Consider the following 26066-nt stretch of genomic DNA (forward strand, 5'->3'; position numbering starts at 1 on the left):
GTGGGGGCATGGGAGCCGGCGGGCCCGTTCGAGGAGAACCTCTGCTCGGCGTTCGCGGCGCACGATCTGGCCCGTTGCCTCGCCCTGCTCCGGCTCGCGCAGCTGGCGCTGCCGGTCAGCCCGGCGGCCGCCGCCGGGCGCGAGCCGGTGGCCTGGCCGGCCGCGTCCGACTCCGAGGGCACCTGGATCCTCGCCTACACCTCGGCCGGGGCCATGCGGGCGGGCATCGGCGCGGCGAGCCCGCACCACCGCGTCGTCACACTGCCCGAACTGGCCGCGGGCTGGCCCGACCCGCGTTGGGGGCTCGCGGTCAACCCCGGCCTCCCGGTGCACCTGTTCCTGCGGTCGGGCACGGTGGCCAGGCTCGCGGTCCCCTCGCCGGCCGAAGAACGCCTCGCCGACCCCGGCGCCGGCCTGCCCGTCATGCAGAAGCTGCTCACGCCCCGCGACCTGTACGCCTACTTGGCGGAGGGCGAGTCCCGGGTGTCCGGGTACTGCCACAACGCGCTGGACGTGGCGCACATCGCGACCCCCGCCGTGCTGGCCGACGCGGTCGGCATGGCCTCGGTGGAGGGGGTGGTCACCGACGAGGGCTCGGTGAACATGCTCAGGTGGGCCGCCGTCGGACTGAACCTCTATCGCACCCCTTACGGCGGCGTGGACGAAGAGAGCATGGCCGCCGTGGACGGGTGGCTCGTCGAGGAGCCCCCGTTCGTCGGGCTGGGGCTGGCGCCGAACGTCGACCAGGTGATCCGCGAGTACAAGCTGGACGGTGTCGGCCTGCCGCACGGCGCCGAGATCTGGGAGCTGACCGACGCGGGGGTCCAGCGCCGCCGCGCCGTGTACGACGGCGACCTGGAGCGCTGGCTGCTGGTCCGGCCGCGCCCCTCCGGCCAGGACTCCACCGGCGCGGCGGACGACGGGGAGCCCGGCCCCTCCGCCGGCGGGGATCCGCGATGAGGTGGCACGCCTACCGCGCGCGCTGGCGGGGCGTGGAGTACGAGGCCGGGCCCGACCCGCGCCCGGACGGGTTGTGGATGCGGCTGCGGGCGCCGGAGCCCGCAGCCGGGTTCGAGCCGGTCGCGCCGGGGCGCTTCGTCCGGCCGGTGCCGGCGCACGAGTGCGAGGCGGTCGTCTTCGTGACGACGGCCGGCCGGTGGCGCGGCGCCCCGTGCCAGGTGCACGACGAGCGCGACGGCCGGCTGCTGGTCGAGTACGTCGGAGGGCTGCTGCCTGAGGCGCTCGCGCTCGGGTTCGAGCGGGTCGAGCGTGGCGTCCACCGGGCCTGGGTCCCCCGCGAAGAGGTCCTGGAGCTCCACGAGCACGCCGTCCCCCTGGACCTCTGACCTGCGCGGCGGGCTCTCTCCTCCCGTTCTCGCCATCGGCCATCCCGAATACCGACATAACCGGCAACGCCTAATAGATGCCGCAATCGACGCACAACGCTTGCCGAGTCAATTCACAAATGCCACAATGGCCGATCTAGCGACTGTTTCCCTGAAGTTAGGCCGTGGTTACGGTGCAGTTAAGCACCTGCAACCATGTGGACAGGTGCTCGGGGAGGTTACATGGAGGGCATCTCCAGCGGGGACGGGGCGGACATGCGGGCCTACGCCGAAGAATTGCGCGCCACCTTCGTGCGGCTGCAAGAGGAAGCGCCCGCGATGCACAAGAAGGCCAGGGCCGTCCAGGTCACCGAGAAGTCCGGCGACGGGCTGATAGCGGCCACCGTCGGCGCCCGCGGCGACCTCATCCGCCTCGACATCGACCCCCGCGTGTACCGGCGGCCGGACTCCCGCGAACTGGCCGACTCCATCACCGAGACCGTGCAGCGAGCCGCGGCCAAGGCCCAGGAACAGGTCATCGAGATGTTCGCGCCGCTCATCCCGAGCGAGCACATGAAGGCCCACCTCGAAGGCGACCTCGACGGCGTCCTCGAACGGATGGCCGAGCAGATGCTCAGGAAGCGGTGACCGCCCATGCCCGATGACATCGACGTCCACTCCCCGACCGCCGTCCACGCACTGGCACAGTGGGACACCGCGACCGCGGGCATCACCCGCCTGTGGGCGGAGGGCTCCGCGCGCATCCAGCAGCTCGCCGCGGCGGCGCCCTGGGGAGACGACTCCGCGGGCGCCAGTTTCCACGCCGCGTACACCAAGGACGGCGGGCCGGAGGTCATCGCCAGGATCGGCAAAAGGATCATGGAGGACGTCGACACGCTCGGCGGCAACGTCCGCACGGCCGTCACGCACACGCGCCGGACGGACCGGACCCAGGCCGGCAACACCCTGAGCATGTGAACCCGCCTCCCCGAGCGCGGACGGCGGCCACCGCCGGCCCAGCCGGCCAGGCGCCACTCGGACCTGCGACGATGACCGGATTGGGGTGAGGTGATGTCAGGCACCGGCCCCAACGTCAACCCCAACACCCCCGGCGGGGGCGCGTCCACCGGCATCGGCGGCACCTCCTCCACCGACGTCACCCCCGCCTGGGGTGAGTCGCTGCCCGCCTGGGTGGACACCTTCATCGCCATGCTCGCCTCCGGGCAGAGCTGGCCCAAGGCCAGCGAGAGCCTGCTGTGGGAACTGGCCAAGGAGCACCAGGCGCTCGGCGAGGGCCTGCACGGCGCGGTGGACCCCGGCATCGCGGCCGGGAAGGCCGTACTCGCCGGATGGCAGGTGCCCGCCACGCCGCTGTACGTCCAGCAGGCCGACCTGGTGCTCAAGGGCGACTCGGGCGTCTACGGGCTTGGACAGCAGCACCGCATCAAGGCCCTGCAGGTGGACGACTTCGCCCGCGAGACGCAGTACTCGAAGATCTCGATCAACGTGGCGTTCTGGATCGGGGTCACCGCCGCGTTCATCGCGCTGGTCAGCGCGTTCTTCACCGCCGGCGCCACCACCCCGGTGATCGGCCCCATCGCCGCCTCCACCCGCGCGGCCATCGGCCGGATCCTCGCGCGGCTCGCGGCGGCCGCCGGGCGGGACTTCGGCGCCGGCATGGCCACCCGGCTGGCGGCGGGCAGGGCCGCGCAGGCCGGCAGCAGGAGCCTGGTCCGCACCATGCTGACGAGCCACCTCGGGCGCGAGATCATCGAGGAGATCGGCGAGGAAGTCTTCATCGACGCCTACACCCAGCACGAGCAGATGCGGCTCGGCACGCGCACCAGTTGGGACTGGGACAAGACGAAGGCCTCGGCGATCGGCGCGGGCGGCGGCGCGGTCGTCGGCATGAAGGTCGCCGCCCCGCTGCTGTCCCGCTACGGCGGGCGGATCCCGCTGATGAACCGGCTGGACGACGCGGCCCGCGACGGTTCGGGGTTCTCCAGCGCCCTCGCCGGGTTCGGGCGCGACGCCATGCACACCGGCCTGAACAACATGGTCGCCTCTCCGGCCGGAAGCTTCCTCGCCAACGGGGCGGTGTACGGGGACTGGAACCCGCTGCACTCGCTGACCGCGGAGTCGCTGGGCGGCGCCTTCATGGGCGGCGCCGGCCGCACCCGGACGATCAGCCCGACCAACCCCGAGGTCTTCCACGCGATCACGCATCCGGTGCAGTCGCTGCAGGCCGCCAACGCCGCCGCCGCGGCGGACGACGCCGCCCGCGCCGCCCGCACCGCCAACGCCTCCGGCCCCCCCGCCGGCTCGGGCGCCGGCCCCGCGGGCGCCCCACCCGCGACGTCCACCCTCTCCACCACCGGCGCGGGCGCCCAGCCCACCAGCACAGGCGCACAGCCCCCCGGCGCAAACCCGCAACCCACCAACGCCGGCCCCCAATCCGCCACCAGCACAAACCAGCAATCCACCAACACCGCCGGAGGCCCCCAACCCACCGGCGCAAACCCGCAACCCACCAACGCCGGCCCCCAATCCGCCACCGGCGCGAACCAGCACTCCACCAACGCGAGCGGAGGATCTCAATCCACGGGTGGCGGCGGCCCCCAGACCACCGGTGGGAACTCCCAGACCACCAGCGCGGGCTCCCAAACCACCAGCGCGGGCTCCCAGACCACCAGCGGAGGGTCTCAGCCCTCTGGTGCCGGCGGGGGCTCGCAGTCCTCCAGTCCCGGAGGACCCGCCGCCCCGTCCGGCTCGAGCACACCGGCGCCATCGTCACCGGGCACCGGGACACCCGCGACGGCTCAGCAGGCCACCCCGCCCCCCGCGTCGAACCCCGCCGGAGCCACCCCGTCCGGATCGGCCCCGCAGGCCTCGGGCACGGCCCCGCCCGGGAACGCCACCACTCCACCCGGCTCCGGTACCACCCCTCCTGGGGCCGCGATCACGCCACCGGGCTCGGGTGTGACGCCACCCGGAGTGAACCCGGATCCGTCCGGGACGGTCACCTCTCCGGGCACCCCGACCTCCACCGGTGCGCCCAGCACGACGGGCACGCCAGGTGCGCCTGTGCAGGCCGCTCCGGCGTCCGGCGCCGTCGCCGCCGCGATGTCGAACCCGACCACACCGCCGCCGTCCGGCGCGCCGGCATCGGGAGCTCCCCAGGCGGCCCCCGCCGCCACCGCACCGGCTACGCCGAACGCCGCGCCCACGGCGGGCCCCTCCTCACCCGCGTCGCCGGCGATCGGCACTCCGGGGACGCCCGGCGCGCCCTCGGCCGGCACGGCGCCGGCGATCGGCGTCCCGTCCTCGGGCTCCGCCACCGGCCCGGCGCCGCTCTTCATGCCCGGCATGCCGTCCGTTCAGATGGGGCGGGGCACGACATCACCGCAAGGCGCGACCGGCAGCGCGGCCAACCCCGGACCTGCCAACACCACACCGAACCCCGCACCCCCGGCCCCGGACCCCACCAAGACCACACCGAACCCCGCACTCCCTGCCCCGGACCCCGCCAACGCCGCACCGCCCCCCGCGCCCTCCGCGGCCGGCACCGCCACCACCTCACCGACTCCCGCGATCCCCGCGCCGAGCCCTGCCACCTCACCAGACCTCGCCAACGCCGCACCGGGCTCCCGCAACACCACACCCGGCCCCGTTAACACCACACCCGGCCCCGTTAACACCACACCCGGCCCCGTTAACACCACACCTGGCCCCGCCAACGCCACATCCGGCCCCGGCAACGCCACACCGGTCTCCACCAACACCACACCTGCCCCCGCCAATGCCGCACCGGGCCGCGGCGCCGCGGCCGGGGCCGTGGTTCCCGCCACCGTGCCGGCGGCGGCCGGTGGTGCCGTGAACGCTCCGGCGGTCCTGCTCCCCACCGATCCTCGGGTCAGGCGCCGCGTCAACCGCCTGCTGAGCGACGCGCTGCCGCTGGTGGCGCCGGACGCGCTGCCGCTGCGGGACGGCACCATCCGCGTGACCGGCCCCGACCGCCGGGTGCGCCACGTCCCGGCCGACGTGGTCACCCGCGTGCAGCGGCGCTTGCGCGTGCGGGTGGCGGACGGCGCCCAGGACGACAGGCTGCGTGCCGAGACGGCGGCCCGGCTCGGCGCCGCCATCGCCGGAGCGGCGCACATGTCGCCCATGGAAGGCTCGCTGAACGCTCTCGGCCGGCTCGCCGACGCCTCGCCCGGCATGATGGACGTGATCGCGGACGTGGCACGTCAGGTCGTGGGCGAACGGTGGGGCCGCCTGCGGTCGCACGATCTCAGCGAAGCGGGACTCCGCGTGGCGGAGGAGGCCAACGGCCGCCTCCCGGAGGCGGCGTCGAACTTCGACGCGATGCGCGTCGGGCCGCTCGACGACCGGCGACGGGCCATCTCCGAGCGGGCCGCGGCACTGGGCGCCGACCTGGCGAACCAGAGCGGGACGGGCACGGCCGCCACGAACGGGCCCGCCGGCACCGCGAGCGCGTCCGCCACGAACACCGGCACCGGCACCGCCGCGGGCACCTCGAACAGCCCCACCACCGCCCCCCTGAGCGGCACCGCGCCAGGTTCCTCCCCCAGCGGCACCACCACCGCACCCCAGGCGAGCACCACGCCAGGTTCCTCCACCAGCGGCACCCCCGGTGCGCCGCGGGCGGGCACCGTGCCGGGTTCCTCCGTCGGCGGTACCGGTCCTGGGGTGACGGGGCCGGCGGCGTCCCGTCCTGCGCAGGGGGTGATCCGCGGGTTCCTGGGCGCGGTGCGGAGCCCGCTGGCCGGGGCGACCGGTGCCTTCAACGCCTACATTGAGGCGCGGTTCACCGAGTACCGGCACCTGGCCGGGCTGTGGTCGAACGGCGCCCCCGACCGGCGGAACGACTATGAGGCCGCGCTCCGCCGGGTGATCGCCGATCTCGAAGCGCACGGCCGGCCCGCGCCGGTGCCGCCCTGGGCGACGCACAGGATCCACACGGTGGCGACCGCCCCCGCAGCGGGCCCGCCGGCGACGTCCCCTCACGCCACCTCCGCGGCGTCCGCCTCCACTGCTTCGGCGGCGTCCCCTTCGGGCGTCCCCGCGACCTCCGCTGCGGCGGCGGCGCCTTCCGGTACGCCGGTGCCGGAAGCGGTGGCCGAGCTGGCCGACCGGGTGCGGCGGATGCGCGCGGCCCTGGAGGCGACCCAGGACGGGCTGAGAGTACGCGCGGCGGAGAACGACAAGAAGACGAAGGACGCCGTCAAGCGCGGCAGGTCCGCGCGCAAGAAGGCGAAGGAGGCCGCCCAGGCGCTGGACGCGTGGCACGCCGAACGCCGGCGGGCCCAGCTCCAGGAGAGCCGTCTCGAACGCATCGCGAGCGAACATTACAGCCGTATCGCCCGCAACTACGGCGCGGCCCTCACGCGGGCACGCGCGGTGTCCGGCGCCTACGCGGCCGTGGCGGACGCCATCGACCGGCTCGCCTCCGGGCAGGATCCGACGCCCGCCGCCGACCTGGCCGCGGAGGTCGCCCGGCTCACCCGCGAGGCGGACACGGCGTTCGCGGAGTTCGGCGCGGCGATGACCGCCGCGCGTCCGCCTCAGGATCTGCTGTCCGCCGGCCTGCCGAGCGGACGGCTGCCGCACCTGACGAGGCTCACCAACGTGGTGAACCGGATCCTGGCCGACAACGGGGCCGCGGCGCCGATCAGCAGGGAAGAGCTGCTGTGGCACATGCGCTCGGACGTCCAGGCGCTGGCCTCCGAGGACGGCCTGGTCCTGCGTTTCGATCTGAGGAGAAGGTGGCCGCTGCGCTTCGGGCGCAGGCGTCAGGGCGAGCTGCGCATCCAGCTCGAACTGGGCGAGCCGGTCGAGGTGCCGAACTCCGGCAGGACCTTCTCCCAAGGAATGATCGGGTCGCTGCCGCAGGGGGGAAGCTGGGTCTCGGCCACGATCACCCGGGCCATCAACGCGGCCTTCGGCCTGGACCTGTCGACCCTGGTGCAGCTCGCTCCGCACGACGGCGGCGTCCTCACCCAGATCAAGACCTGGGCCAAGATCGTCCACCTCGGCGTCAAGTTCAGCGGCGGCCACTCCGAGTCCGAGACGGGTGCGCAGGCCGAGCACGTCCTGCCGGGCCAGGTGGCCGACAACCGGGGCGACGCGACGCTGCTCCACGTCCCCGGCACCTACAAGATCGGCCTCCGCCCGGTCACCCGGCGGGGGCTCCCCGCCGCGTGGAGGACCCTGGCGCAGGTCAGCGAGGGCGTCGGCAACGACAAGAACGCCGTGGAGATGTGGCTCTCGCACGCCCACACCGAGCACGCCCCCGACCGGCCCTTCCGGCTCCCCGCGGAGGAGAGGCCGGAGGCGAGGTTCCCCAGGTACGTCCCGCTGCAGGTGGAGGGGCTGGAGTCGCTGGCCGAACAGGCCGTGACCACCGCCGGGACCGCCCAGGTGCCGCTCACCGGCGCGGCCCGCGAGCAGGTGCGCGCGATCCTCACCCAGGACCTGCCCGGCCACCTCGACGTGGCCGTCGACGACCCCGCCGGCTTCGAGCGGAACATCAACGACGGCGGCCGCCCGGGCGTCCTGCGCGTGCGGTCGGAGCCGGTATCCACGAGGATGGCGTCGCGTCCGGGCTGGAAGCAGTTCCAGGAGTGGCTCGGCGTCACCTTCTCCGGCATCACGGGGTCGGCCTCGGCCGCCCGGTCCTCGGGGATCAACGTGAAGGCCGGCGTGGGCCTCGCCGGCGACTCACCGGGATCGAAGGGCTGGCACGGGCTGAAGGTGCTGCTGTCCGGCGCCTTCCAGTGGGGCTGGTCACGGTCGGACAGCGTGTCGGCGACCCGTGTCGCCATCTACCCGCTGGTGCGGCGCTGGATGGGACGGACCAACACCCACGACGTGGTCATGCGTCACCACGTCACCATCTACTTCCCCGACGAAGGCGGGCCGCGCCCGACCGTGACCGGCGACAGCCGGATGCTGCTGCAGACTCCGGAGCCGGACTCGGCCCGCGCGGGCTGGGAGGTGGACCCGGAGGCCGTCGTCAGGGACGACGCCGGTGAGATGGCCAGGAACGCCGACGGCACGGTCCGGTTCCGCGACGACCCCGTACCGGGCCCGCCTCCGGGCCGGAAGGCGGAGGCCCCGGCCGGGCTGGGGAGCAGGGAGGGCTGGGGCGGCCCCTCGACGCTGTACCTCGACCCGGTGGACGTCGCGCGGAAGCGGGAGGAGGTGCTGAGGAGCCTGCGAGGGCTCGGCCTGGTGCCCGGGATCCGCGACGGGTTGCCGAGACCGTCGGCCGACACCCTGGAGGCGGCGGCCCAGCTCGCCAACCTGCGGGAGGTGCGCGAACAGCTGTCGGTCAACGGGCTGCAGAGCCGCATCGACCAGGCCTCCCAGGACGGCGTGTACCTCCGCCTGACCCGTGTGCGGGCCGGCGGCGGGGTGCGGTACTTCACGATGCGCGTCCGCCTCGGCGCCGTCGGCCGACCCAGGTACGAAGGGTGGTCGGAGGCCGAGGGCCATGTGTCGCTGAACATCAGCTCCAACACCGCGGTGCGCTCCAGGAGCCGGACCAGGTCGCTCGGCATCTCGATCGGGCTGTCCTTCGGCCGGATCGCGAAGAAGCTGGGCCTCCACTGGAGCGGCGCGGAGGGCGGCTACTCGGGCACCCTGAAGAGGATCCTCGGCTGGGCCTCCGGCTCCACCTTGAACGAGGTGACGCTGATCGAGGGCGTGCCGACCGCGCGGTTCGGGCAGCGGTACACGATGGAGGTCGACCGGATCCACCCGAACGGCCGCGCCGAGTCGCTGCTGTCCCCCGAGTCGGTCGCCGAGCCGGTGTCCGGGCGCCTGTTCGTGCCCGCCGACCAGCTCCCGGAGGCCGACTCGGTGCCGCACCCGGTGGTCACCCACCCGACGACGAACGACATCATGCGCCGCTCGACCCTGACGGGCGTGGACGTGACCGGCATCATGGACAAGCTCCGCAGCGTGCTCCCGCGCGCGGCCCTGGCCGACTCCGCGGCCCTCCACGAGCTGGCGGCCTTCGCCAACACCCGGACGTTCCTGTCCGACACCGGCTGGCTGTACTCCGAGCACCGCGCCGACGTCGTCGTCCGCCCGAAGGGGCTCCGTCCGGTCCAGGCGTCGGCCGGGGTGCGGGTCGAGCTCGGCGACTCGGAGTTCGAAGGGGTCGGCGACCCGGTGACCGGCGACATCGCGCTGGCTCTGACCAGCACCTCGGCGAACGCCGGCGCCGCCCGCGCCAACGGCGTCAACGTCTCGGCGGGCTGGGGCGTCGGCAGCCCGGGGAGCGTCGGGGTGGGCGGCTCGGTGTCGGTGAGCGGCGACCACTCGGACTCGCGGACGACCATCACCGGCGACGAGCCGATCACGGTCCGCACCGGCAAGCAGTACCGCTACCGTGCCGCGGCGACCTTCTTCGTCTCCGGATCCGAGAACGGCGGCGAGGTCCGCCGCGAGGTGCTCGCCGACCGCACGGTGCGCTACTACCTGCCCGAGCTGAGCGCTCTCGCGCTCTACGGTCAGGGAGAGCTGCCGCTGCCGCTGCACATCGTGGCCGACGCCATGGAACGCTTCCTCACCGGTCACCTCAAGCTCGACCAAGCCCTGGTCATGAGAGTGGCGCGCAGGTATCTCCAGCAGCGGTCGGCCGCCGCGCGGGACCCGGGCGTCCCGGCCCATCCCCTGGTCGCCGGGCACACGCCGCAGGCGCTCTTCGAGGGGATCAGCGAGCGGCTGGGCAGGGAGCTGGCCGAACGCGCCCGGGACCTGGGCGACCTGCTCGACCCCGTACGCCAGCTGAAGAAGATCATCGTCGCGATGCCCGAGCAGGTCCGCACGAGGATGGGGCTCACCACGTTCGACTCGGTCGACCTGTACACCACCACCGGCACGTCGGTCCGCATGGAGGTGCTGGAGGCGGTGATGAACCGCATCCGGGCGGCCATCCCGGACGCCGAGGTCCGCGACCTGGTCATGACCCGCGCCCTGGCCGGGATGCTCGTCGGCGACAACTGGCAGGGAACCGTCCGGAACCAGCTGTCCCCCGAGGGCATGGAGTGGGAGCAGCCGGTGCGTGTGGGCCGGCACCGGATGGAACTGCTGCAGATCGCCATCGACACCGAGATCCTCGACGACCCGGCGGTGCTCGAGGGCCGCAACGACGAGACCGTGCACATCAGGCAGCCCTACGGCTACGCCGAGGAAGGGCAGGCCCGGTCGGCCGGCTGGTCGGTCGGCGGCGGGGCGAACGGCGGGCTCGCGGGCGGCGGGCACGGCGTGGGCGTCGGCGCCGGCAGTCACCGGGGGTACACCCGCTCGGAGTCGACCGGCGAGCAGTACACCCAGCTCGAGCGCACGGCGTCCTTCGACGGGGCCGACCTCGTCCGGCAGAACCTCAAGGTCACCGTGACGGTCAGACGGACGCCCCTCTCGCAGGGCCGGGTCGGCAACCGGCTCACCCGGCCGCTGCACTCCCTCTCCCATCAGGCCGGCCGGATGGCGCGCACCGCGACCGGCGCGGCGGTCAGGGCGGCGCGGCGCGCGCCTTCCACCGGGCAGGCCGACCCGCCGCCGCTCGTACTGATCGGCTCGGCGGTCCGGCTGGTGCCGGACGGGCTGACGGCGCTCCAGCGGCACGTGAAGCCGCTGGACGGGCCGCTGCCCGACGCCCGGCCCGTGGACCTGCCCGAGTCCTACTTCCCGGTGGAGACGACCGCCGACACGCTGGTCGACGCGGTGCGCGCGGCGCTGGCCGCCGACGACCTGCTCGGCAAGGAGGGCGTCCAGGAGCAGTGGACGCGCGTGTCGCACGCGCTGTCGCGGATGGCGCTGAACGCCAAGCTGAAGCTGATGATGGACCCCGAGGGCCATCCGATGCTGCGCATCCCCATCCAGGGCGGCAGGGTGGTGGACGTGTGGATCCAGGCCAGGACCTCCGAGGATCAGCTCGTCATCGGGCCGCGCGAGAACGTCGAAGTCGGCAACGCCTACCGCAGGCAGGTGACCCACGGCACCGGCACCGACCGCAACAGGCTGGGCCCGCTGAGCCGCAACGTCGACCCCGGCCAGGGCGCATGGGGGACGAGCCAGAGCTTCTCCTCGGGGGAACAGGCGGGCGAGCACCTGTCCGCCAATGGCGGCGTCCGCCGGGAGAAGGTCCTCAACGAGAAGGGCCTCGTGGTCACGGTCGCCTCCCGGGTGGACTACACGGTCACGCTCAGGACCGCCACCGTGCGCAGGGACGGCAGCGAGCGCCCCGGCCGCGTGATCGAGCTGCCCGCTCCCGTGACCGGCGCCACCGAGGTGATGATGACCTTGGGTGACTACGAGGCCATGCTCGCCCGGCAGCGGAGCGCCGAGCATGGCAGGGGCTGGACCTTCGACGGCGAAGAGGAACGGGCGGGCCGCCGGCGCGCCCCGTGGCGGCGCACCCCGTCCGGCCACCCGCCACAGTCGCTGGCCGAGCTGGTGGACACCGTCAGCGGCCGGGAGCACTTCTCCGACAGGCCGGTCCAGATGGTGGCCGAGGAACTGCGCCGCCGCCTGCCCCGGCTCGGCCGATCCACCGGCCCGGTCTCGCTGCGGGCGACGTCGGCTCCCGCCGACCTGCCGGTGCCGCTGACCTGGGCGCGCCTGCTGTCCCGCGAGCTCGGCATCGAGGTGCGCCTCGACGTGGCCGAGCAGGGCGGGGTGCGCGGCTATCTCGCCACGCCGACCGGCGGGCTGGAGAGCGTCACGCAGGACGACGGCGGGTTCGCCGCGGCCGTGGCGACCCTGCCGACGGATCTGGCCGGCACGGCGGTGGCCCACGAGCTGGACCTGCGCCGGCTGTTCAACCGGTCCGCCCGGCAGGGCGCCTTCGCCGAGCAGGTCGAGGCCGAGCTGCGCGACCTCGGGGTGACGCCGCCACGGCGACAGGAACCGATCTTCCCGCGCCCTCTGTGGGGCCTCGGCCCGGAGGAGTCCGCCGGCTCCGCCACGCTGGGCAGCATGGGCGTCCCGGCCCCGGTGGACCCGGGCTCGGGTTTCGTCAAGGGACGGGCCCCCGCGGACGGCCCGCTGGAGATGCCCGAGGTGCGCGCCGCCTGGCGGACCGTCGAGGCCTCCGACCTGGGCGAGAACGCGCGCGTCGTGGTGTGGCCCGACGGCGATCCGGTCCTTTTGGTCATCACCCGCCAGATCGGCCCCGTCCGCTTCCGCCCCACCGTCGAGACGGTGCCGGACGACCGGATGGCGAGCACCGACCTGCGGTCGGGCTCCCCCTTCACCATCAGGCTCGACCCGGACATCCCTCCGCACCTGGTGGCACGGACCATGCTCCACGAGGTCAGCCACGCCCTCCGGGAGCTGACGGCGATCACGCACGGCGCGCCGCAGGGAGTGATCCGCACGCAGCTCGCGGCGCCGGACCCGAACAGGCCCGCCCCCGCCTTCGACGCGTGCGCCGAGGCCCGCGTGGACGAGTACCGGCACCTGTCGCGCGCGTGGACGCAAGGGGCGCCCGGCCGGCGGGCGCGCCTGCGGCCGCAGATCGAGGGACTGGCCCGCCTCATCGAGGCGCGCGGGCTCGTCGCCCCGCCGCCGCCCTGGTCCGGCGGACCGCCGGCCGTGCCGCTCCCGCGGGGGAGCATCAGCAGGCTGCTCAACCAGCCGCCCCCGGACCCCGCGGCGGGAAACGCCGCCGGGACGCCCGCCGGGAACGGCTCGGGGACGGCCGCGAACCCCGTTCCGCCGGGGCCGAGGGGCGAGTCGCGGGAGGAGTACTGGGCCCGGATGCGCCGCATGAGCAACACCACCGGCTGGATCCCCCCGGAGGAGGAGGAAGAGCGCGCGTCGTCCCCGTCCAAGCCCGGTCGTGGCGGCGGGGACGGCGAGCCGGTGGAGGCCGGGCCGCCGCTCTTCGGCGAGGCGCGCGCGAGGACGGTGAGGGTGCGCGACAACGACTCGCTGACCCTCATCGCCCGCCGGTGGCTCGGGCCGGGCGCGAGCGAGGAGGAGGTCCGGCGGGCCGCGGGAGACTGGTACCGGGCGAACCGCGACGTGATCGGGGACGACCCCGACGTGATCCGCGCCGGGCAGGAGCTCGTGCCGCCGGCGCGGGAACCGGCATCGAAGGGGACGTGATGACGCTTCCGGTGGCGCGCACCCGTGACGAGGCGCACCTGTATCTCGACCTGAACCCGTGCGGGCGGTGCAGGTCGGCCGACACGGCATGGGAGCACGCGCTGGTCGCCGTGCCTGAGGGCATGGCCGTGCGGTACTCCGGCACCTGTTCGGGCTGCGGCGCCGAACGCCGCCACCTGTTCGGCGTGCCCGAGCGCGAGGTCGCGGCCGGCCGCTTCCCGACGTTCGGCGGTCCTGAGCCGTCGCGGCTCCTGGACGCCGGCGAGTGGCTGTGGGTGGCCGACCTGACGGCCGGCAGCGTCCCCGCGGACGATCCGGACGCGGCGCGGCAGGCCCTGGCCATCGCGGTGGCGGCGGTCGAGGAGGTGGTGAAGTTCGTCCCGCCGGGCGCGGAGGAGGTGCCCGAGGGGGCGTTCTGGACCGAGCTGGGGCGGCAGGTGCGCATCGCCGAGCCCGGCCGGTTCGAGGTCGACCGGCTGCTGATCGTGCGCGACGCCTACCGGCGGCTCGCCGAGAGCCGGTGACCGGCCGGGCCGATATCGTCGCGAGAGGGCCCGGGCCGGCAGAGGAAGGGACGGCATGTCGCCGCTTCGCGCGAGAACGCTCATGGAAGCGCACCTGTACATCACGCTCGCCGCGAGCCGGGACGACCCCGGCCGGGCCGCCGAGCCCGAGCTCGACCACGAGGCCCGCACGACGCTGACCGAGGGCGAGGACGAGTGGACGCTGCGCTTCGACGGGCACGACCTCGGTCTCGCGCTGCGCGTCGAAGTCCGGGTGCCGTACGCGACCGAGCTGGAGGCACGGCGCGGCCGGCTGCGTTTCGGGGCCGGGCGCTCCGAGCTGATCGACGCCGGCCAGTGGCGCGTGCTCGGCGCCGCCTACGCCCGGCGCGCCATGCGCGATGACCTGCTGTTCGCGGCGTCCCCCGGCGACCCCGAAGCGTTCGAGCGCGTGGTGCTCACCTGGGAGTCGGCCCGTGACGCGACCGCCGAGGCGGCGAAGTTCCTGCCGCCGGGCGCCTCGGAGGTGCCCGGCACGGCGTTCTGGACCGAGCAGGGCGCGGCGATCCGCCGCGAGGCGCCCGAGCGGTTCACCCGGGCGTCCCTGGAGGGCGACATCGCCTTCTACCAGGAGACCCTCGACGACTTCATCCTCGCGCACACCGGCCGCGACCTGTGACCTCGCGCGGAGCCCCGCCCGCCGGCTCCGTGAGGCCGGTCAGGCCGGTGGCTTGATGGTGCGGGTTCCGTGGATGAGCAGCTTGGTCACCCAGGTCTCCCAGTCGGTGGGGACGGGGTTCTCCCCCGGGTCCTGCTGGAGGTTGGCGACGATGCTGTACGTCGTCGAGCCGGTCATGCGGGCGGTGAAGCTCCCCAGGCGCCCGCCCGGGAAGAATTTCAGCAGCGAGACGGAGTCGGCGGCGGCGTCGAAGGCCAGGTTGGCCACGAACGCCTGCCCGAACTCGACGGCGTTGGTGCGCAGCGAGAGCACGTCGTTGCCGTCGGCGTCCTTGCGCACGCCCGAGGCGGCGTAGACGCCGGCCTGGAGCGCCTGCTGGATGCCGGCGTAGGCGACGCTGTCGATCGTGTAGTAGAAGGCCTTCTGGACGATCTGCGCGACCCCGATGTTGAAGATCTTGAGCTGCGAGCGGGCTAGCGAGGTGAAGTACTTCTGCACCGCCTGCTCGGCGAACTTGGCCATGCCCGCTGTGGGCCAGGCGTACATCGTGGTGAACAGCATGTTCACCCAGGCCTGTATCGCCATGACGACCAGCAGGTGCCGGGTCGTGTCGATGTGGTGGGCGTACGCGCGGCACGCCGCGGCGGCCCGCCGGCAGTAGTCCGCGACGTCCGGCGGATACCCCGAGAAGCCGTCCGGGCGGAAGCCGGCCAGCGGGGTGCCCGAGCCCTGCCACATGGACCTGAACGCCTCGACGCCCGGCCCCGAATGGCCGGTCCACACCTGCCTCGCCGCCTCGTCCGCCGCGATGAGCCCGTCGTCGATCTTCTTCGCCAGCCCGTCCAGGGTGTCGGCCGCGGTCCGCAGGCCGTCGGGGTCGCCCTCGGGCCACTGGACGCCGAGCATCGCCGTGACGAACGCCCCGTGGGCCACGGTGGCCACGGTGAAGGTGGTGCCGACGGGATGCCTGCCCGCCGTCCTGCCGAAGGCGGCGAAGGGGGCCGTGAGCCCGGAGAGGGACGGGCTCACCTCACCTCCGCCTTGGTGACCGGGACGGCGAAGCCCGTGGCGTCGACCGCCTGCGCGAGCCGGCCGACGGTGGCCCAGTCGGCCGTCTCCAGGTTCGCCCCGGCCTGCGCGACGTTGTCACCGATGCGGTCGTAGGCGGTCGTGATGTTCCCGACGTGCCGGACGATCTCCTCGGTGGCCGCCCGGAAGCCCTTGCCGCTTCCCGTGCCCTCGTAGAAGGCCCGGCCGTGCTCGTCGTCACCCCAGAAGGGGCCGAGCCCCGACAGGGCCGTCATGGCGTTCTTCAACGCCAGGCCCAGCTCGTCGCGGCAGTCGTGGAAGTCGTCCAGCCGCCGCGTGAGGACGGTGGGCACGACGTCCGTCGTGACACCGGGCGGGCCGCCTTGTACCGGGTCGTCCGTTTCTGCCACGCCGGCGCCTCCGCGTTCCCTGTCCACATGATCGAATTCAATGGTAGGAAAGCGTGGTTTCACCCGATTTTCGAGATGTGATCTTCCAGAAGATCGCCAAAGTGAGCCCCCTGACACCTCCGCGACATCGCCCCTGCCCGGCGCGCCGCGCCGACATCCGAGGCGAGCGGAGCGCCTTCGGCGGAACCCGTCCGGCGGGCGTCCGTCAGTAGCCCCGGTAGCCGGTGCCGTCCTTCATGCCGACGACTCCGGGGACGTTCGAGACCGACCCGTACCGCTCGATGGCGTATCGCACGCCGGCGATGATGTTGTCCACGGGGTTGTAGATGTCGCGGTGCTCCGGAAGCGACCACCGGGAGAACGTGGGGTCGATGGTCTGCATCAGGCCTTTCGACGGAGTGCCCGCCGCCGCGTTGGAGTCCCAGTTGTTGATCGCATGCGGGTTGCCGCCCGACTCGTGCTGGATGATCATCCAGATGTCGTCGACGTTCATCTTCTCCACGGGGTAGCCGTGGGCCTTGAGGATCTCGATCGCCTGCCGGATCCACTCGGCCACCTGCCCCTGCGGAGCCGGGCCGCCTCCCGGCGGAGGCGGGCCGCTCGCGCCGTAGCCGCCGAAACCGCCCCCGCCCCCTCCGCCGCCTCCCTCGGAGCCGGCGTAGGCGCCGCGGCCGAAGTACCGGTCGTACTCGCTCTTCGGCGCCGGGACCCACTCGGTGGCGTGCCCGGGCCCAGGGACGAACGGCTGGTCACCGGCGGGCGGGATGTCGGAGAACGCGGGCGTGGCCTCCTTCAGGTGGGCGCCGATGTCGCCGCGCGCGGTGGACAGCGCGCTCTCGGCCGTGGCGACGTAGGTCCGCGCCAGAGTGGTCTGCTCGCCGGCCTCTTCTGTGATGCCCGGCTTGAGCTGCTCCTCGGTGGCCTGCGGGTTCAGGCGGCGGTACTCGGCCACCCAGGCGAGCAGGTCGTCGCACGCGCCGTGGACGTTCCGCTTCGCCGTCTCCACGGCGCCCGCCGCGGTGTCCAGGGAGTCGGCGCAGGAGGCCAGCGCGCCGTTCAGGGCGTCGCCCGCGCGCCCGTACCGGCGCATGTAGGTCACGAAGGCGTCGGCCGACGCGCCCTTCCAGGCGGCGTCGACCCTGGACAGGGCCGTCCCGAGCGCGTTGAGCCGCTCGACGGCGCCGCTTCCCGCCTTCCGCCAGCGCTTGGCGATCTCACGGAGCGCGGCCGGGTCGCCCTGCACCTTGCGCGCCAGCCCGGCGAGCTCCTGGCCGCCCGGAAGAGCGGCCACCGCGTCGATGTCGGTCAACGCGCCCCGGCTCCCGTCCCGCGGCGCCTCAATCGAACCGCCGGTAGGTGATGGGCGCCTTCCCCGCGACGTCCTGGATCTGCACCACGGTCCCGCTGTGCGGAGCGGCGATCATCTTCCCGTCGCCGATGTAGATGGCGCAGTGCGTCGGCGGGTCACCGAAGAAGATGATGTCCCCCGGCTGCGGCGGACCGGTGATCGGCCTGCCGCTGGCCTGGTACCCGGCGGCGGTGTTGTCACCGATCTTGATGCCGGCCTCGTTCAGCGAGGCGTGCACCAGGCCGCTGCAGTCGAACGCGTTCGGCCCGTCCGCGCCCCAGACGTAGGGCTTTCCCAGGTGGCTGCGGGCGGCGGCCACGATGTCGGCTCCCGTGCCGCTCCCGGTCACCTCGAACGGGATGGCGCGGCCACCGCCGCCGCCGGTGACCGTCGTCCCTCCGGACCCCCCGCCGCCGGACGACCCGCCGGACGACCCTCCAGGCGGCCCTCCGCTCGTGCCCGCGAGCTGGGTGGTGCGCTTGTCGTCCAGCGGCGTCGGCAGCCACTCTGTGGTCTGGCCGGGCCCGGGGACGAACGCCTGACGGTCGGCCGCCGGAATGCCGGCGAACGTCGGGATCGCCTCGCCGAGATGCTTGCCGATGTCGCCGCGCGCGGTGGACAGCGCGCTCTCGGCCGTCTCGACCTGCCCCTTGGCCTTGTGGACGGCGAGCCCGACCTCGCGCTCGATGCCGGGCTTGAGCTGCTCCTCTGTGGCGTGCGGGTTCAGGCGGCGGTACTCGGCCGCCCAGGCCAGCACGTCGTCGCACAGCCGGCCGACGTTCTTCCTGGCCGTCCTGACCGCGCCCGCCGCCGTCTCCAGGCTGCCAGCGCAGTTCACCAGCGCGTCGTGCAGGGCGCTCCCCGCCTTGCCGTAGCGCCGCATGTAGACCACGAAGGCGTCGGCGGAGTCGCCCTCCCAGGCGCCGTCCACCTTGACCACCGCGTCGCCCAGGGTCTTGAGCTTGCCCGCGGAACCGGTGGCCGCGGCGCGCCAGCGCTTGGCGATGGCCTCGACGGCGTCGGGGTCCCCGTCGGTCTTCTTCAGCAGGGCGGCCAGTTCCTGGCCTCCGGGAAGCGCGGCGACCGCGGCGGCGTCGGTCATACCACCGGCAGATTCTTCTTGGTGCCGTGCTCGGCGTTCTTGACGTTGGTCTCGACGGTGTCCAGCGCGCGCTCGACCCCGTCGAGGCGCGTCTTGACCGTGGCGAGCTCGTCGTCCACGTGGCTCTCCACCGAGCCGATGGCCGTGACCAGCTCCGCGGCCCCGATGAGCGTGCCGAACAGGGTGGAGGTCGCGGCGTTCTTGGCCGGGAAGTCGTCGCCGATGGAGGCGAGCCGCCCGGCCTGCGTGTTGACGGCGACGCGGAGCTTGGCCAGCGCGTCGTAGTTCATGTCGAGACTCACCGGGGCCGGCTCCCTCCGCCGTCGGCCAGGACCAGTCGGCCGCGTTCCGGGCCTTGCCCACCGTCCACCCGGAACCGCCAACGAACGATCATATCCGGCTCAGGTGATCATGACCCGTGAATCTGGACGAAAACGTCATTCCTGAGCGTTCGGTTCGGCCTGCGGGAGGAACGCGGTCTGGATCAGCCGGGAGCCGTACCTGCGGTCCACGTAGTAGGCGCGGCCCGGCGGCAGCGGGTGCGGCCGCACGCCGAACAGCACGCCCTCGTCCCGGTCGCCGGACAGGATCACCGCCGGGCTGGCCATGTCCTTCAGCCGCTGCATGACAGGGTCGAACATGCCGCGCCCCGCGCCGCCCATCGCCCGCGACAGCACCAGGTGCAGGCCGATGTCCCTGGCCTGCGGCAGCAGGTCGAGCAGCGGCGCGAGCGGGTTGGTGCCGGTGGCGACCAGGTCGTAGTCGTCGACGACGAAGTACAGGTCGGCGCCCTTCCACCAGTTGCGCGCGCGCAGCTGGTCGGGGCTCAGATCGGCCGGCGGGAGCCGCTTGACCAGCGCCTCGCGCGCCTCGGCGACCATCTCGGCCGCCGTGGTGCTGGAGGCCGCGTACCCGATGCGGTGCTCGGTGTAGGCGGCGTCCAGCAGCGAGCGGCGGTAGTCGATGACGATGAGCCGCGCGCCGGCGGGAGCGTGCCGCGCGACGATGCCCTCGGCGACCAGGCGCAGCAGGTTCGACTTGCCGCTCTCGGTGTCGCCGATGACGGTCAGGTGCGGATCGACGTCGAACTCGGCCAGCACCGGCGACAGCGTGGCCTCGTCGATGCCGATGGGGATGCGCGCCCCGGTCTCCTCCACGCCCGGCAGCGCGCTCGCCTGCAGCACCGACGGCAGCAGCCGCACGCGCGGGGCCGGCTGGCCGCGCCAGGCCTCCCGGACGCCGTCGACCAGGGCGCGCACGCCCACGGTGAGGTCGTCGGCCGACCGTACGCCGTCGATGCGCGGCAGCGCGCCGAGGAAGTGCAACCCGTCGCGGGTCAGCCCGCGGCCGGGCACCCCCTCGGGCACCGCGAGGGCCGTCTTGCGGTTGACCTCCGACTCGTAGGCGTCGCCGAGCTTGAGCTCCAGGCGCGAGCCGAACAGGTCGCGGATGCCGGGGCGGAACTCCGACCACTTGTTGGTGGCCGCCACGACGTGGATGCCGTAGCCGAGGCCACGGGCGGCCAGGTCGGTGATGGTCGGCTCCAGCGAGTCGAACTCCTGGCGCACGGTGAGCCAGCCGTCCACGACGAGGAACACGTCGCCGTACCTGCCGCCGGTGAGCTGCCCCTCGGCGACCTGGCGCCGGTAGGTGGCGATCGAGTCGATGCCCCGCTCGGCGAACTCGCGCTCGCGCTCTTGCAGCAGGGCGCTGACCTCGGCGACGGTCCGGCGCACGCGGTCGCCGTCGAGGCGGTTGGCGACGCCGCCCACGTGCGGCAGCCCCTCCAGCGAGCCGAGCGTGCCGCCGCCGAAGTCCAGGCAGTAGAACTGCACCTCGCGCGGGGTGTGGGTGAGGGCGAGCCCGGCGATCAGCGTCCGCAGGATCGTGCTCTTGCCGCTCTGCGGCGACCCGACGACGGCCAGGTGGCCCGCCGCGCCGGACAGGTCGACGGCCAGCGGGTCGCGCCGCTGCTCGAAGGGCCGGTCCACGATGCCGAGCACGGCGCGCAGCCTGCCGCGGCCCGCCCACCCGCCGGTGGTCAGGCCGTACTCGGGGGTGATGCTCAGCGGCGGGAGCAGGTGGCTCAGCGTCAGCGGCTCGGCCAGCGGCGGCAGCCAGATGCGGTGCGCCGGCGGCCCGTAGCCGTCGAACTGGCGCACCATGATGTCCAGCAGGCTGTCCCTGCCGACGACGGTGGCCTCGGGCGGGGGGTCAGGCTGCGCGGGGGCGACGGGGGGCGGGATGTAGGCCGGGCCGTACAGGACGACCTGCCGCTGTTCGGCGGCGCCGCGACGCTCCTGGCGGGCCTCCTCGGCGTACGGGCCCGAGACGTAGGCCGCCTTGAACCGGGTCATGCCGGTGGTGTCGAACTTCAGGTAGCCGTTGCCCGGGGCCGAGGGCAGCTCGTAGGCGTCGGCGACGCCCAGCACGACCCGGCTCTCCATGGCCGAGAAGGTGCGCAGGCCGATGCGGTAGGACAGGTGGGTGTCCAGGCCGCGCAGCCGCCCTTCCTCCAGCCGCTGCGAGGCGAGCAGCAGGTGCACGCCGAGCGACCGGCCCAGCCGGCCGATCATGACGAACAGGTCGATGAAGTCGGGCTTGGCCGACAGCAGCTCGCTGAACTCGTCCAGCACGACGAACAGCGTGGGCAGCGGCCGCAGATCGACGCCCTGCTCCCTGGCCCGCTCGTAGTCGCGCAGGGAGGCGTAGTTGCCCGCCGAGCGCAGCAGCTCCTGGCGGCGGACCATCTCGCCGTGCAGCGCGTCGTACATGCGGTCGACCAGGGGAAGCTCGTCCTCCAGGTTGGTGATCACCGCCGAGACGTGCGGCAGCGACTCCATGCCGAGGAAGGTCGCGCCGCCCTTGAAGTCGACCAGGACGAAGTTGAGGATCTCGGAGGAGTGCGTGGTGGCCAGCCCGAGTACCAGGGTGCGCACCAGCTCGCTCTTGCCCGAACCGGTCGCGCCGATGACCAGGCCGTGCGGGCCCATGCCGCCCTGGGCGGACTCCTTGATGTCCAGCTCGACCATGCGGCCGTCGGCGCCGAGCCCGATGGGCACGCGGAAGCGGTTACGGGGCGCCCTCGCCCGCCACAGCGCGGTGATGTCCAGCCGCCGCGCGTCGGGCACCCCGAGCAGGTCGGCGAGCGTCATGTTGGAGGACAGGACGTCCTGGCTGTCGCCGCTCTTGGCCGTGGAGACGCGCAGCGGCGCGAGCTGGCGGGCGAGCCCGTCCGCCTGCAGGAACGACAGCCGGTCGGGCCGGCCGAGGCCGGTGACGAGCTCCTTGCCCGCGTGGTCGAGCTGGACGCGGTTGAAACGGTCGGGCAGGACCTCCAGCCGCAGGGTGATCCCCTCTTCGACCAGCGAGGTCGAGCCGCTCAGGTCGATGACGGTGACGCCCTGGATGGCGTCCGCGCCGAGCGCGGAGTCCTGCGGGATGTGCCCGCCGTCGACGATCACCACGTGGTAGGGCAGCGACTCGGGGGACAGTCCCTGCTTGAACCGGCCGCGGTCCTTGAGCTCGCCGCCGAGCAGCCGGTCGAGGTCGCGCAGGTCGTCGGCCATGAGCCGCACGGGGCCCGCGGCGTCGAACTCCTCGGGGTGCAGGGCGTGCGGCAGCCATTTCACCCACTCCCACTGGGCCATCCACTCTTTGCTGGCGCACACGGCCACCCGCATGTCGTCCGGGGAGTGGAACACCGCCAGCTGCGCGACCAGCGCCCGCACCAGGTCGCGGACGGCGGCGGGGTCGCCCGCGGGCAGGATGCGGGCGAAGGAGTGGAGCGCCATCGCGATCGGCAGGTCGTCCACGGTGGAGTGGGCCCTGATGAAACGGCGCAGGGCTCCCGCCGACATGGCGTCGAGGTCCTCCACCGGCTTGGCGTCGGGCGCGATGAGCTGCACCGCGAGGCGCTGGGTGCCCGTGCCGACCCGCACGGCGGCGAAGTCCCCGTCACGGGGCCGCCGCTCCCACAGACGCGGCCCCATGGCGACCGACCACAGCGAGCCGGGGTCGGGCCCGTTCCAGTCGAGCGCCTCGCGCTGCTGGCGGACGGCCCTGCGGACTTTGGCGCGGGTCTGCGACAGATAGCGGAAATAGTCGCGCCGCAGGCCGTTGAGGCGCATCTTGCGCTCGCCGGAGGCCCGGCCGAGCTGGCTCATGCTCATGCCCACCATGGACAGGGCGAACATTCCGCTCGCGACGTACATGATCGGGCTTCCGCCGCCGCCCCCGGTGAACATCAGGGCCATCGCGGCGCCGCCCGCCGCCATCGGCAGGAAGGTGAGGATCTGCATGAATCCCCCGGACATGGTCTCGGGGATCTCCGGCGGCGACTCCAGCAGGATCTCGCCTCGCGGCGGTGCCGGAGGCGGACGGCGCTCGGGTCGCCGGATGACGACTATGCCCACGTCGCTCCATGTTCGCGAGGACCTGTCCCCCGGGTCCGGCGGGCCGGCGGGCCGCGCACCGGGCGAGGGGCAGGGATCTGTCGTACCGCAGCTAACCGTAGCGAACTCGGATCACCGCACCGGCCCGGACTCGGAAACCCGGAGTATCCGCCAAAAGATGCATATGTCCACCCGCATGCCGCAGGGCGGCCCGATACGGTATCCGCGTGATCTCATTGGAGTCGGTGTGACCCTCAACCCGATGGGCGGGCCTCCTCCCATGCGCCTCCCGGGCGGCCCCGGCGGCCCGGCCGGCCCCGGCGGACCCGCGGGCCCCGGCGGTCCGGGGGGTCCCGGCGGCGCGCTCGACGTGATGAACGGCCAGCCGAAGCCGGCCGTGCTGCGGACGCCGGGATCGGCCATCGCGACGACCCGGGTCACGATCGTGACCCCGCGCAAGCGCATCGACCTGGCCATCCCCTCCGACCTTCCGCTCGCGCACGTGCTGCCGAGCCTGCTGGGCGCCGTCGGCGAGAACGGCGAAGAGAGCGTGCTGTCCACCACCGGCTGGGTGCTGCAGCGGATCGGCGGCCGGGGCCTCGCGCTGGACGCCAGCATGACCGCCCTGGGCATCCGCGACGGCGAGGTCCTCTACCTGCTGCCCCGCCCCTCCGAGCTGCCCGAGGCCGTCTTCGACGACGTCGCCGACACCATCGCCACCGGCATCAAGGAGAGGTCGGGCCGGTGGCAGCCGCGGCACACGCGGGCCACCGGCCTCGGCGCCGCCGTCGCGTCCCTCGTCGCCGGCGCCGTCGTGCTCACGGTGTCAGGGCCGCCCTGGACGCTCCCGATGATCGTCACCGGCGTCATGGCGCTCCTGCTCGTCGGCGCGGGCGCCGCTCTGTCCCGCGCCCTCGGCGACGGCGCCGCCGGCGCGGTCATCGGCTACACCGCCCTCCCGTACGCCTTCCTGACCGGGCTGCTCGCCCCCGCCAAGAACGTGGGCATGCTGTGGTTCGGCGCGCCCAACCTGCTGGCCGCCTTCGCCATGACCGCGCTGACCGCGACCGTCGCCGGCTGGGCGGTCGCCGAAGGGCTGCCGAACTTCTTCGGGATCATGCTGGCCTCGATGGCCGGAGCCGCCGGCGCCGCGATCGTCATGATCTGGCACCCCCCGTCCGCGGGCGTGGCCGCCCTGCTGGTCGCGGTCGTCCTGGCCTGCACGCCCCTGATCCCCACCCTGTCCTTCCGCCTGGCCCGGCTCCCCCTTCCCTCCGCCCCGAGGAACGCCGAGGAACTGCGCGCCGACGACCAGGAACTGGACGGGCCGGACGTGAAGCGGCGCGCCGTCGAGGCCGAGCGGTTCGCCACCGGCCTGGCCTCCGGCGTCGCCCTGGTCGCCCTGGTCACCTCGTTCCTCCTGCTCGGCGCGGGCGACTGGACGGGCAGGGCCATGCTGGTGGTGCTCGCCCTCGCGGTGATGCTCAGGGCCCGCGTCTTCCAGGGCGTCGGCCAGCGGGTGTGGCTGATCGGCACCGGCGCCGCCGGGCTGGTCGCCTTCCTGGCCGGAATGGCTCTGGGCGGCTCGGGCGCCGCCCTTCTCGTCGTCCCCGCGCTGGTCGCCGTGGCCGCCATCGGCGCCGGAATGGGCCTGTTCCTCCCCCAGCGCAGGCCCACCCCCTTCTGGGGCAGGGCCGGGGACATCGTGGAGTTCGCGCTGATCGTCGCCCTGTTCCCCCTGGCCCTGGGCGTCCTGGACGTCTACACCTGGATCCGCGGCCTGGCCGGCTGACCCGCTGCGGCGCGGCCTACGGGACCACCGGGTAGCCGGGGTCCTTGCCGCGCTGCGACGTGCCGATGAGGAGCTTTGCGATCAGCTGGCTCGGCGTCGGCAGCACCTCGGTTCCCGACTTGCCGTTCTCCATGTTGTAGACGACCGTGTAGGCGTTGGAGCCGACGTAGAAGGAGGCGAAGTCGCCGGCGTCGTTGTCCCGGAACACCTTGCGCATCGGCCCGAGCTTGGTCAGGTCCCACACGCCGAAGAAGGCCAGGCACGCGGCGAAGTCCTTCAGCGTCGTCGTGGCGTTCTCCGAGAAGGAGCCGAGGTCCTGGCCGAAGGCCGCCTTGGCGCCGAGCGCCAGGGCCTCGTCCCCGAGGGCGAACACGGCGCTGCCGACGGTGTACCCGGCGAGCTTCTCCACGACGAGCCTCGCGAGCGCGGTCTCCAGGAGCTTCAGCAGGACCTGCGCCTGGATCTTCTTGTACAGCCGGTCGACCAGCCATCGCGACAGCGCCGCCGTCTGGGCGCCGATCCACGGCCAGGAGGCGGCCAGCATGAGCTGGGCATAGCTGGTCAGGGCCATCACCCGCAGGGCGTCGCGCGTCTTGTCCAGCGCCTCGGCGTACCCATCGCACGCCTCGGCCATGCGGCGGCAGTAGGCCGACAGCGCCGGAGGGACGGCCGAGACGCCTCCCGGCGCCCCCGCGGACCCGGCCGTCGACCAGAAGGCGTGGAACGCCTCCGACCCCTGGCTCGGGTGCTCGGTCCACACCCTCTGGGCCAGGTGGCCGGTCACGGTGGTGTTGGCCTCGATCTTGCCGGCGAACGACCGCCACACCTTGGCCGCGTCGCGCGCCCCGCCGGGGTCCCCGTCCGGCCACTGGACCAGGATCATGGAGGCCACGAAGCCGGCGATGCCCGCTCCACCGGCGGGATAGAGCATCCAGCGGGCGAACGTCACCGGTCGCCCTCCAGCATCCGGGCGATCGAGGCCCAGTCGGCGACCGCCACGTTCCTGCCCATCATGACCAGCCGGTCGCCGATGAGCGCGTACGCCGTCGCGAGCGCGTGGACCTCGGATTCGAGATCGGCGGCGCGGGCGCCGTACCCGGCCTTGCCGTCCTTGCCGTCGTGGAATGCGCGCCCGGCGTCGTCGCTCCCCCAGAAGTCGCCGATGTCCATCAGCCGCCGCGTCGCCTCGCGTGCCGCGTCGGCGAGCTCCTCGCCCTGGCCGTCGAAGAGCCTGCCTATGTCGCCGATGCCGGACGGAGACACGTCGAGGACCTGGCCGGGCCCTCCGGACGGCCCGGGGACCGGATCTTCGGCGGGTACCTTCGACATGTGCGTCCCCC

General features: G+C 73.6%; 16 protein-coding genes. 8 read left to right on the plus strand and 8 right to left on the minus strand.

Annotation, left to right across the window (positions count from 1 at the left end):
• From ACFO60_RS01860 to ACFO60_RS01890, 7 genes are all read left to right on the plus strand, one after another.
• A complete protein-coding gene (locus tag ACFO60_RS01860) occupies nucleotides 1-960 on the plus strand; it encodes an SseB family protein (protein ID WP_380836029.1) in 960 nt (319 codons plus the stop codon).
• Nucleotides 957-1346, plus strand: coding sequence for a hypothetical protein (locus tag ACFO60_RS01865; RefSeq protein ID WP_380836031.1), 390 nt, complete (start codon nucleotides 957-959; stop codon nucleotides 1344-1346). Before ACFO60_RS01860 ends, ACFO60_RS01865 begins: the two co-directional genes overlap by 4 nt.
• Before the next feature lie 222 nt (nucleotides 1347-1568).
• Nucleotides 1569-1973: a YbaB/EbfC family nucleoid-associated protein gene (locus ACFO60_RS01870; protein WP_380836033.1), complete on the plus strand. Its 405-nt coding sequence runs from the start codon at nucleotides 1569-1571 to the stop codon at nucleotides 1971-1973.
• Between the two features lie 6 nt (nucleotides 1974-1979).
• Nucleotides 1980-2303, plus strand: a complete 324-nt coding sequence (locus tag ACFO60_RS01875; protein ID WP_380836035.1) for a hypothetical protein — start codon at nucleotides 1980-1982, stop codon at nucleotides 2301-2303.
• Between the two features lie 93 nt (nucleotides 2304-2396).
• The gene (locus ACFO60_RS01880; RefSeq protein ID WP_380836037.1) at nucleotides 2397-13469 is read left to right on the plus strand and encodes a WXG100-like domain-containing protein; all 11073 of its coding nucleotides are present in this window, start codon (nucleotides 2397-2399) and stop codon (nucleotides 13467-13469) included.
• Nucleotides 13469-13993: a hypothetical protein gene (locus tag ACFO60_RS01885; RefSeq protein WP_380836038.1), complete on the plus strand. Its 525-nt coding sequence runs from the start codon at nucleotides 13469-13471 to the stop codon at nucleotides 13991-13993. The genes ACFO60_RS01880 and ACFO60_RS01885 overlap by 1 nt, the downstream gene beginning before the upstream one ends.
• A 55-nt stretch (nucleotides 13994-14048) precedes the next feature.
• Nucleotides 14049-14651: a hypothetical protein gene (locus tag ACFO60_RS01890; protein ID WP_380836040.1), complete on the plus strand. Its 603-nt coding sequence runs from the start codon at nucleotides 14049-14051 to the stop codon at nucleotides 14649-14651.
• A gap of 39 nt (nucleotides 14652-14690) precedes the next feature.
• Here ACFO60_RS01890 and ACFO60_RS01895 read toward each other — a convergent pair whose 3' ends face one another.
• The 6 genes from ACFO60_RS01895 to eccCa all read right to left on the minus strand — a co-directional run bounded on the left by ACFO60_RS01895 (nucleotide 14691) and on the right by eccCa (nucleotide 22955).
• Nucleotides 14691-15680, minus strand: coding sequence for a WXG100-like domain-containing protein (locus tag ACFO60_RS01895; protein ID WP_380836042.1), 990 nt, complete (start codon nucleotides 15678-15680; stop codon nucleotides 14691-14693).
• On the minus strand, nucleotides 15677-16090 hold the full coding sequence (locus tag ACFO60_RS01900) for a hypothetical protein (RefSeq protein WP_380836044.1): 414 nt from the start codon (nucleotides 16088-16090) through the stop codon (nucleotides 15677-15679). The genes ACFO60_RS01895 and ACFO60_RS01900 overlap by 4 nt, the downstream gene beginning before the upstream one ends.
• 205 nt (nucleotides 16091-16295) lie before the next feature.
• On the minus strand, nucleotides 16296-17399 hold the full coding sequence (locus ACFO60_RS01905; protein ID WP_380836046.1) for a transglycosylase SLT domain-containing protein: 1104 nt from the start codon (nucleotides 17397-17399) through the stop codon (nucleotides 16296-16298).
• Between the two features lie 28 nt (nucleotides 17400-17427).
• Nucleotides 17428-18540, minus strand: a complete 1113-nt coding sequence (locus tag ACFO60_RS01910) for a bifunctional WXG100 family type VII secretion target/C40 family peptidase (protein WP_380836047.1) — start codon at nucleotides 18538-18540, stop codon at nucleotides 17428-17430.
• Entirely contained in the window at nucleotides 18537-18842 is a 306-nt protein-coding gene (locus ACFO60_RS01915; protein WP_380836048.1) for a hypothetical protein, read from the minus strand. Before ACFO60_RS01915 ends, ACFO60_RS01910 begins: the two co-directional genes overlap by 4 nt.
• 135 nt (nucleotides 18843-18977) lie before the next feature.
• Nucleotides 18978-22955 (minus strand): type VII secretion protein EccCa, encoded by a 3978-nt coding sequence (eccCa, locus tag ACFO60_RS01920; RefSeq protein ID WP_380836050.1) that lies wholly within the window; start codon nucleotides 22953-22955, stop codon nucleotides 18978-18980.
• Nucleotides 22956-23181: 226 nt separating this feature from the next.
• Between eccCa and eccD the strand changes: the two genes are divergently transcribed.
• The gene (eccD, locus tag ACFO60_RS01925) at nucleotides 23182-24726 is read left to right on the plus strand and encodes a type VII secretion integral membrane protein EccD (protein ID WP_380836052.1); all 1545 of its coding nucleotides are present in this window, start codon (nucleotides 23182-23184) and stop codon (nucleotides 24724-24726) included.
• A 16-nt stretch (nucleotides 24727-24742) separates the two neighbouring features.
• Here eccD and ACFO60_RS01930 read toward each other — a convergent pair whose 3' ends face one another.
• The gene (locus tag ACFO60_RS01930) at nucleotides 24743-25675 is read right to left on the minus strand and encodes a WXG100-like domain-containing protein (RefSeq protein ID WP_380836054.1); all 933 of its coding nucleotides are present in this window, start codon (nucleotides 25673-25675) and stop codon (nucleotides 24743-24745) included.
• Nucleotides 25672-26055: a hypothetical protein gene (locus ACFO60_RS01935; RefSeq protein ID WP_380836056.1), complete on the minus strand. Its 384-nt coding sequence runs from the start codon at nucleotides 26053-26055 to the stop codon at nucleotides 25672-25674. The genes ACFO60_RS01930 and ACFO60_RS01935 overlap by 4 nt, the downstream gene beginning before the upstream one ends.
• Nucleotides 26056-26066 lie beyond the last annotated feature (11 nt).

It is taken from the genome of Sphaerisporangium dianthi, assembly GCF_042654065.1.
GTDB classification, from domain to species: domain Bacteria; phylum Actinomycetota; class Actinomycetes; order Streptosporangiales; family Streptosporangiaceae; genus Sphaerisporangium; species Sphaerisporangium dianthi.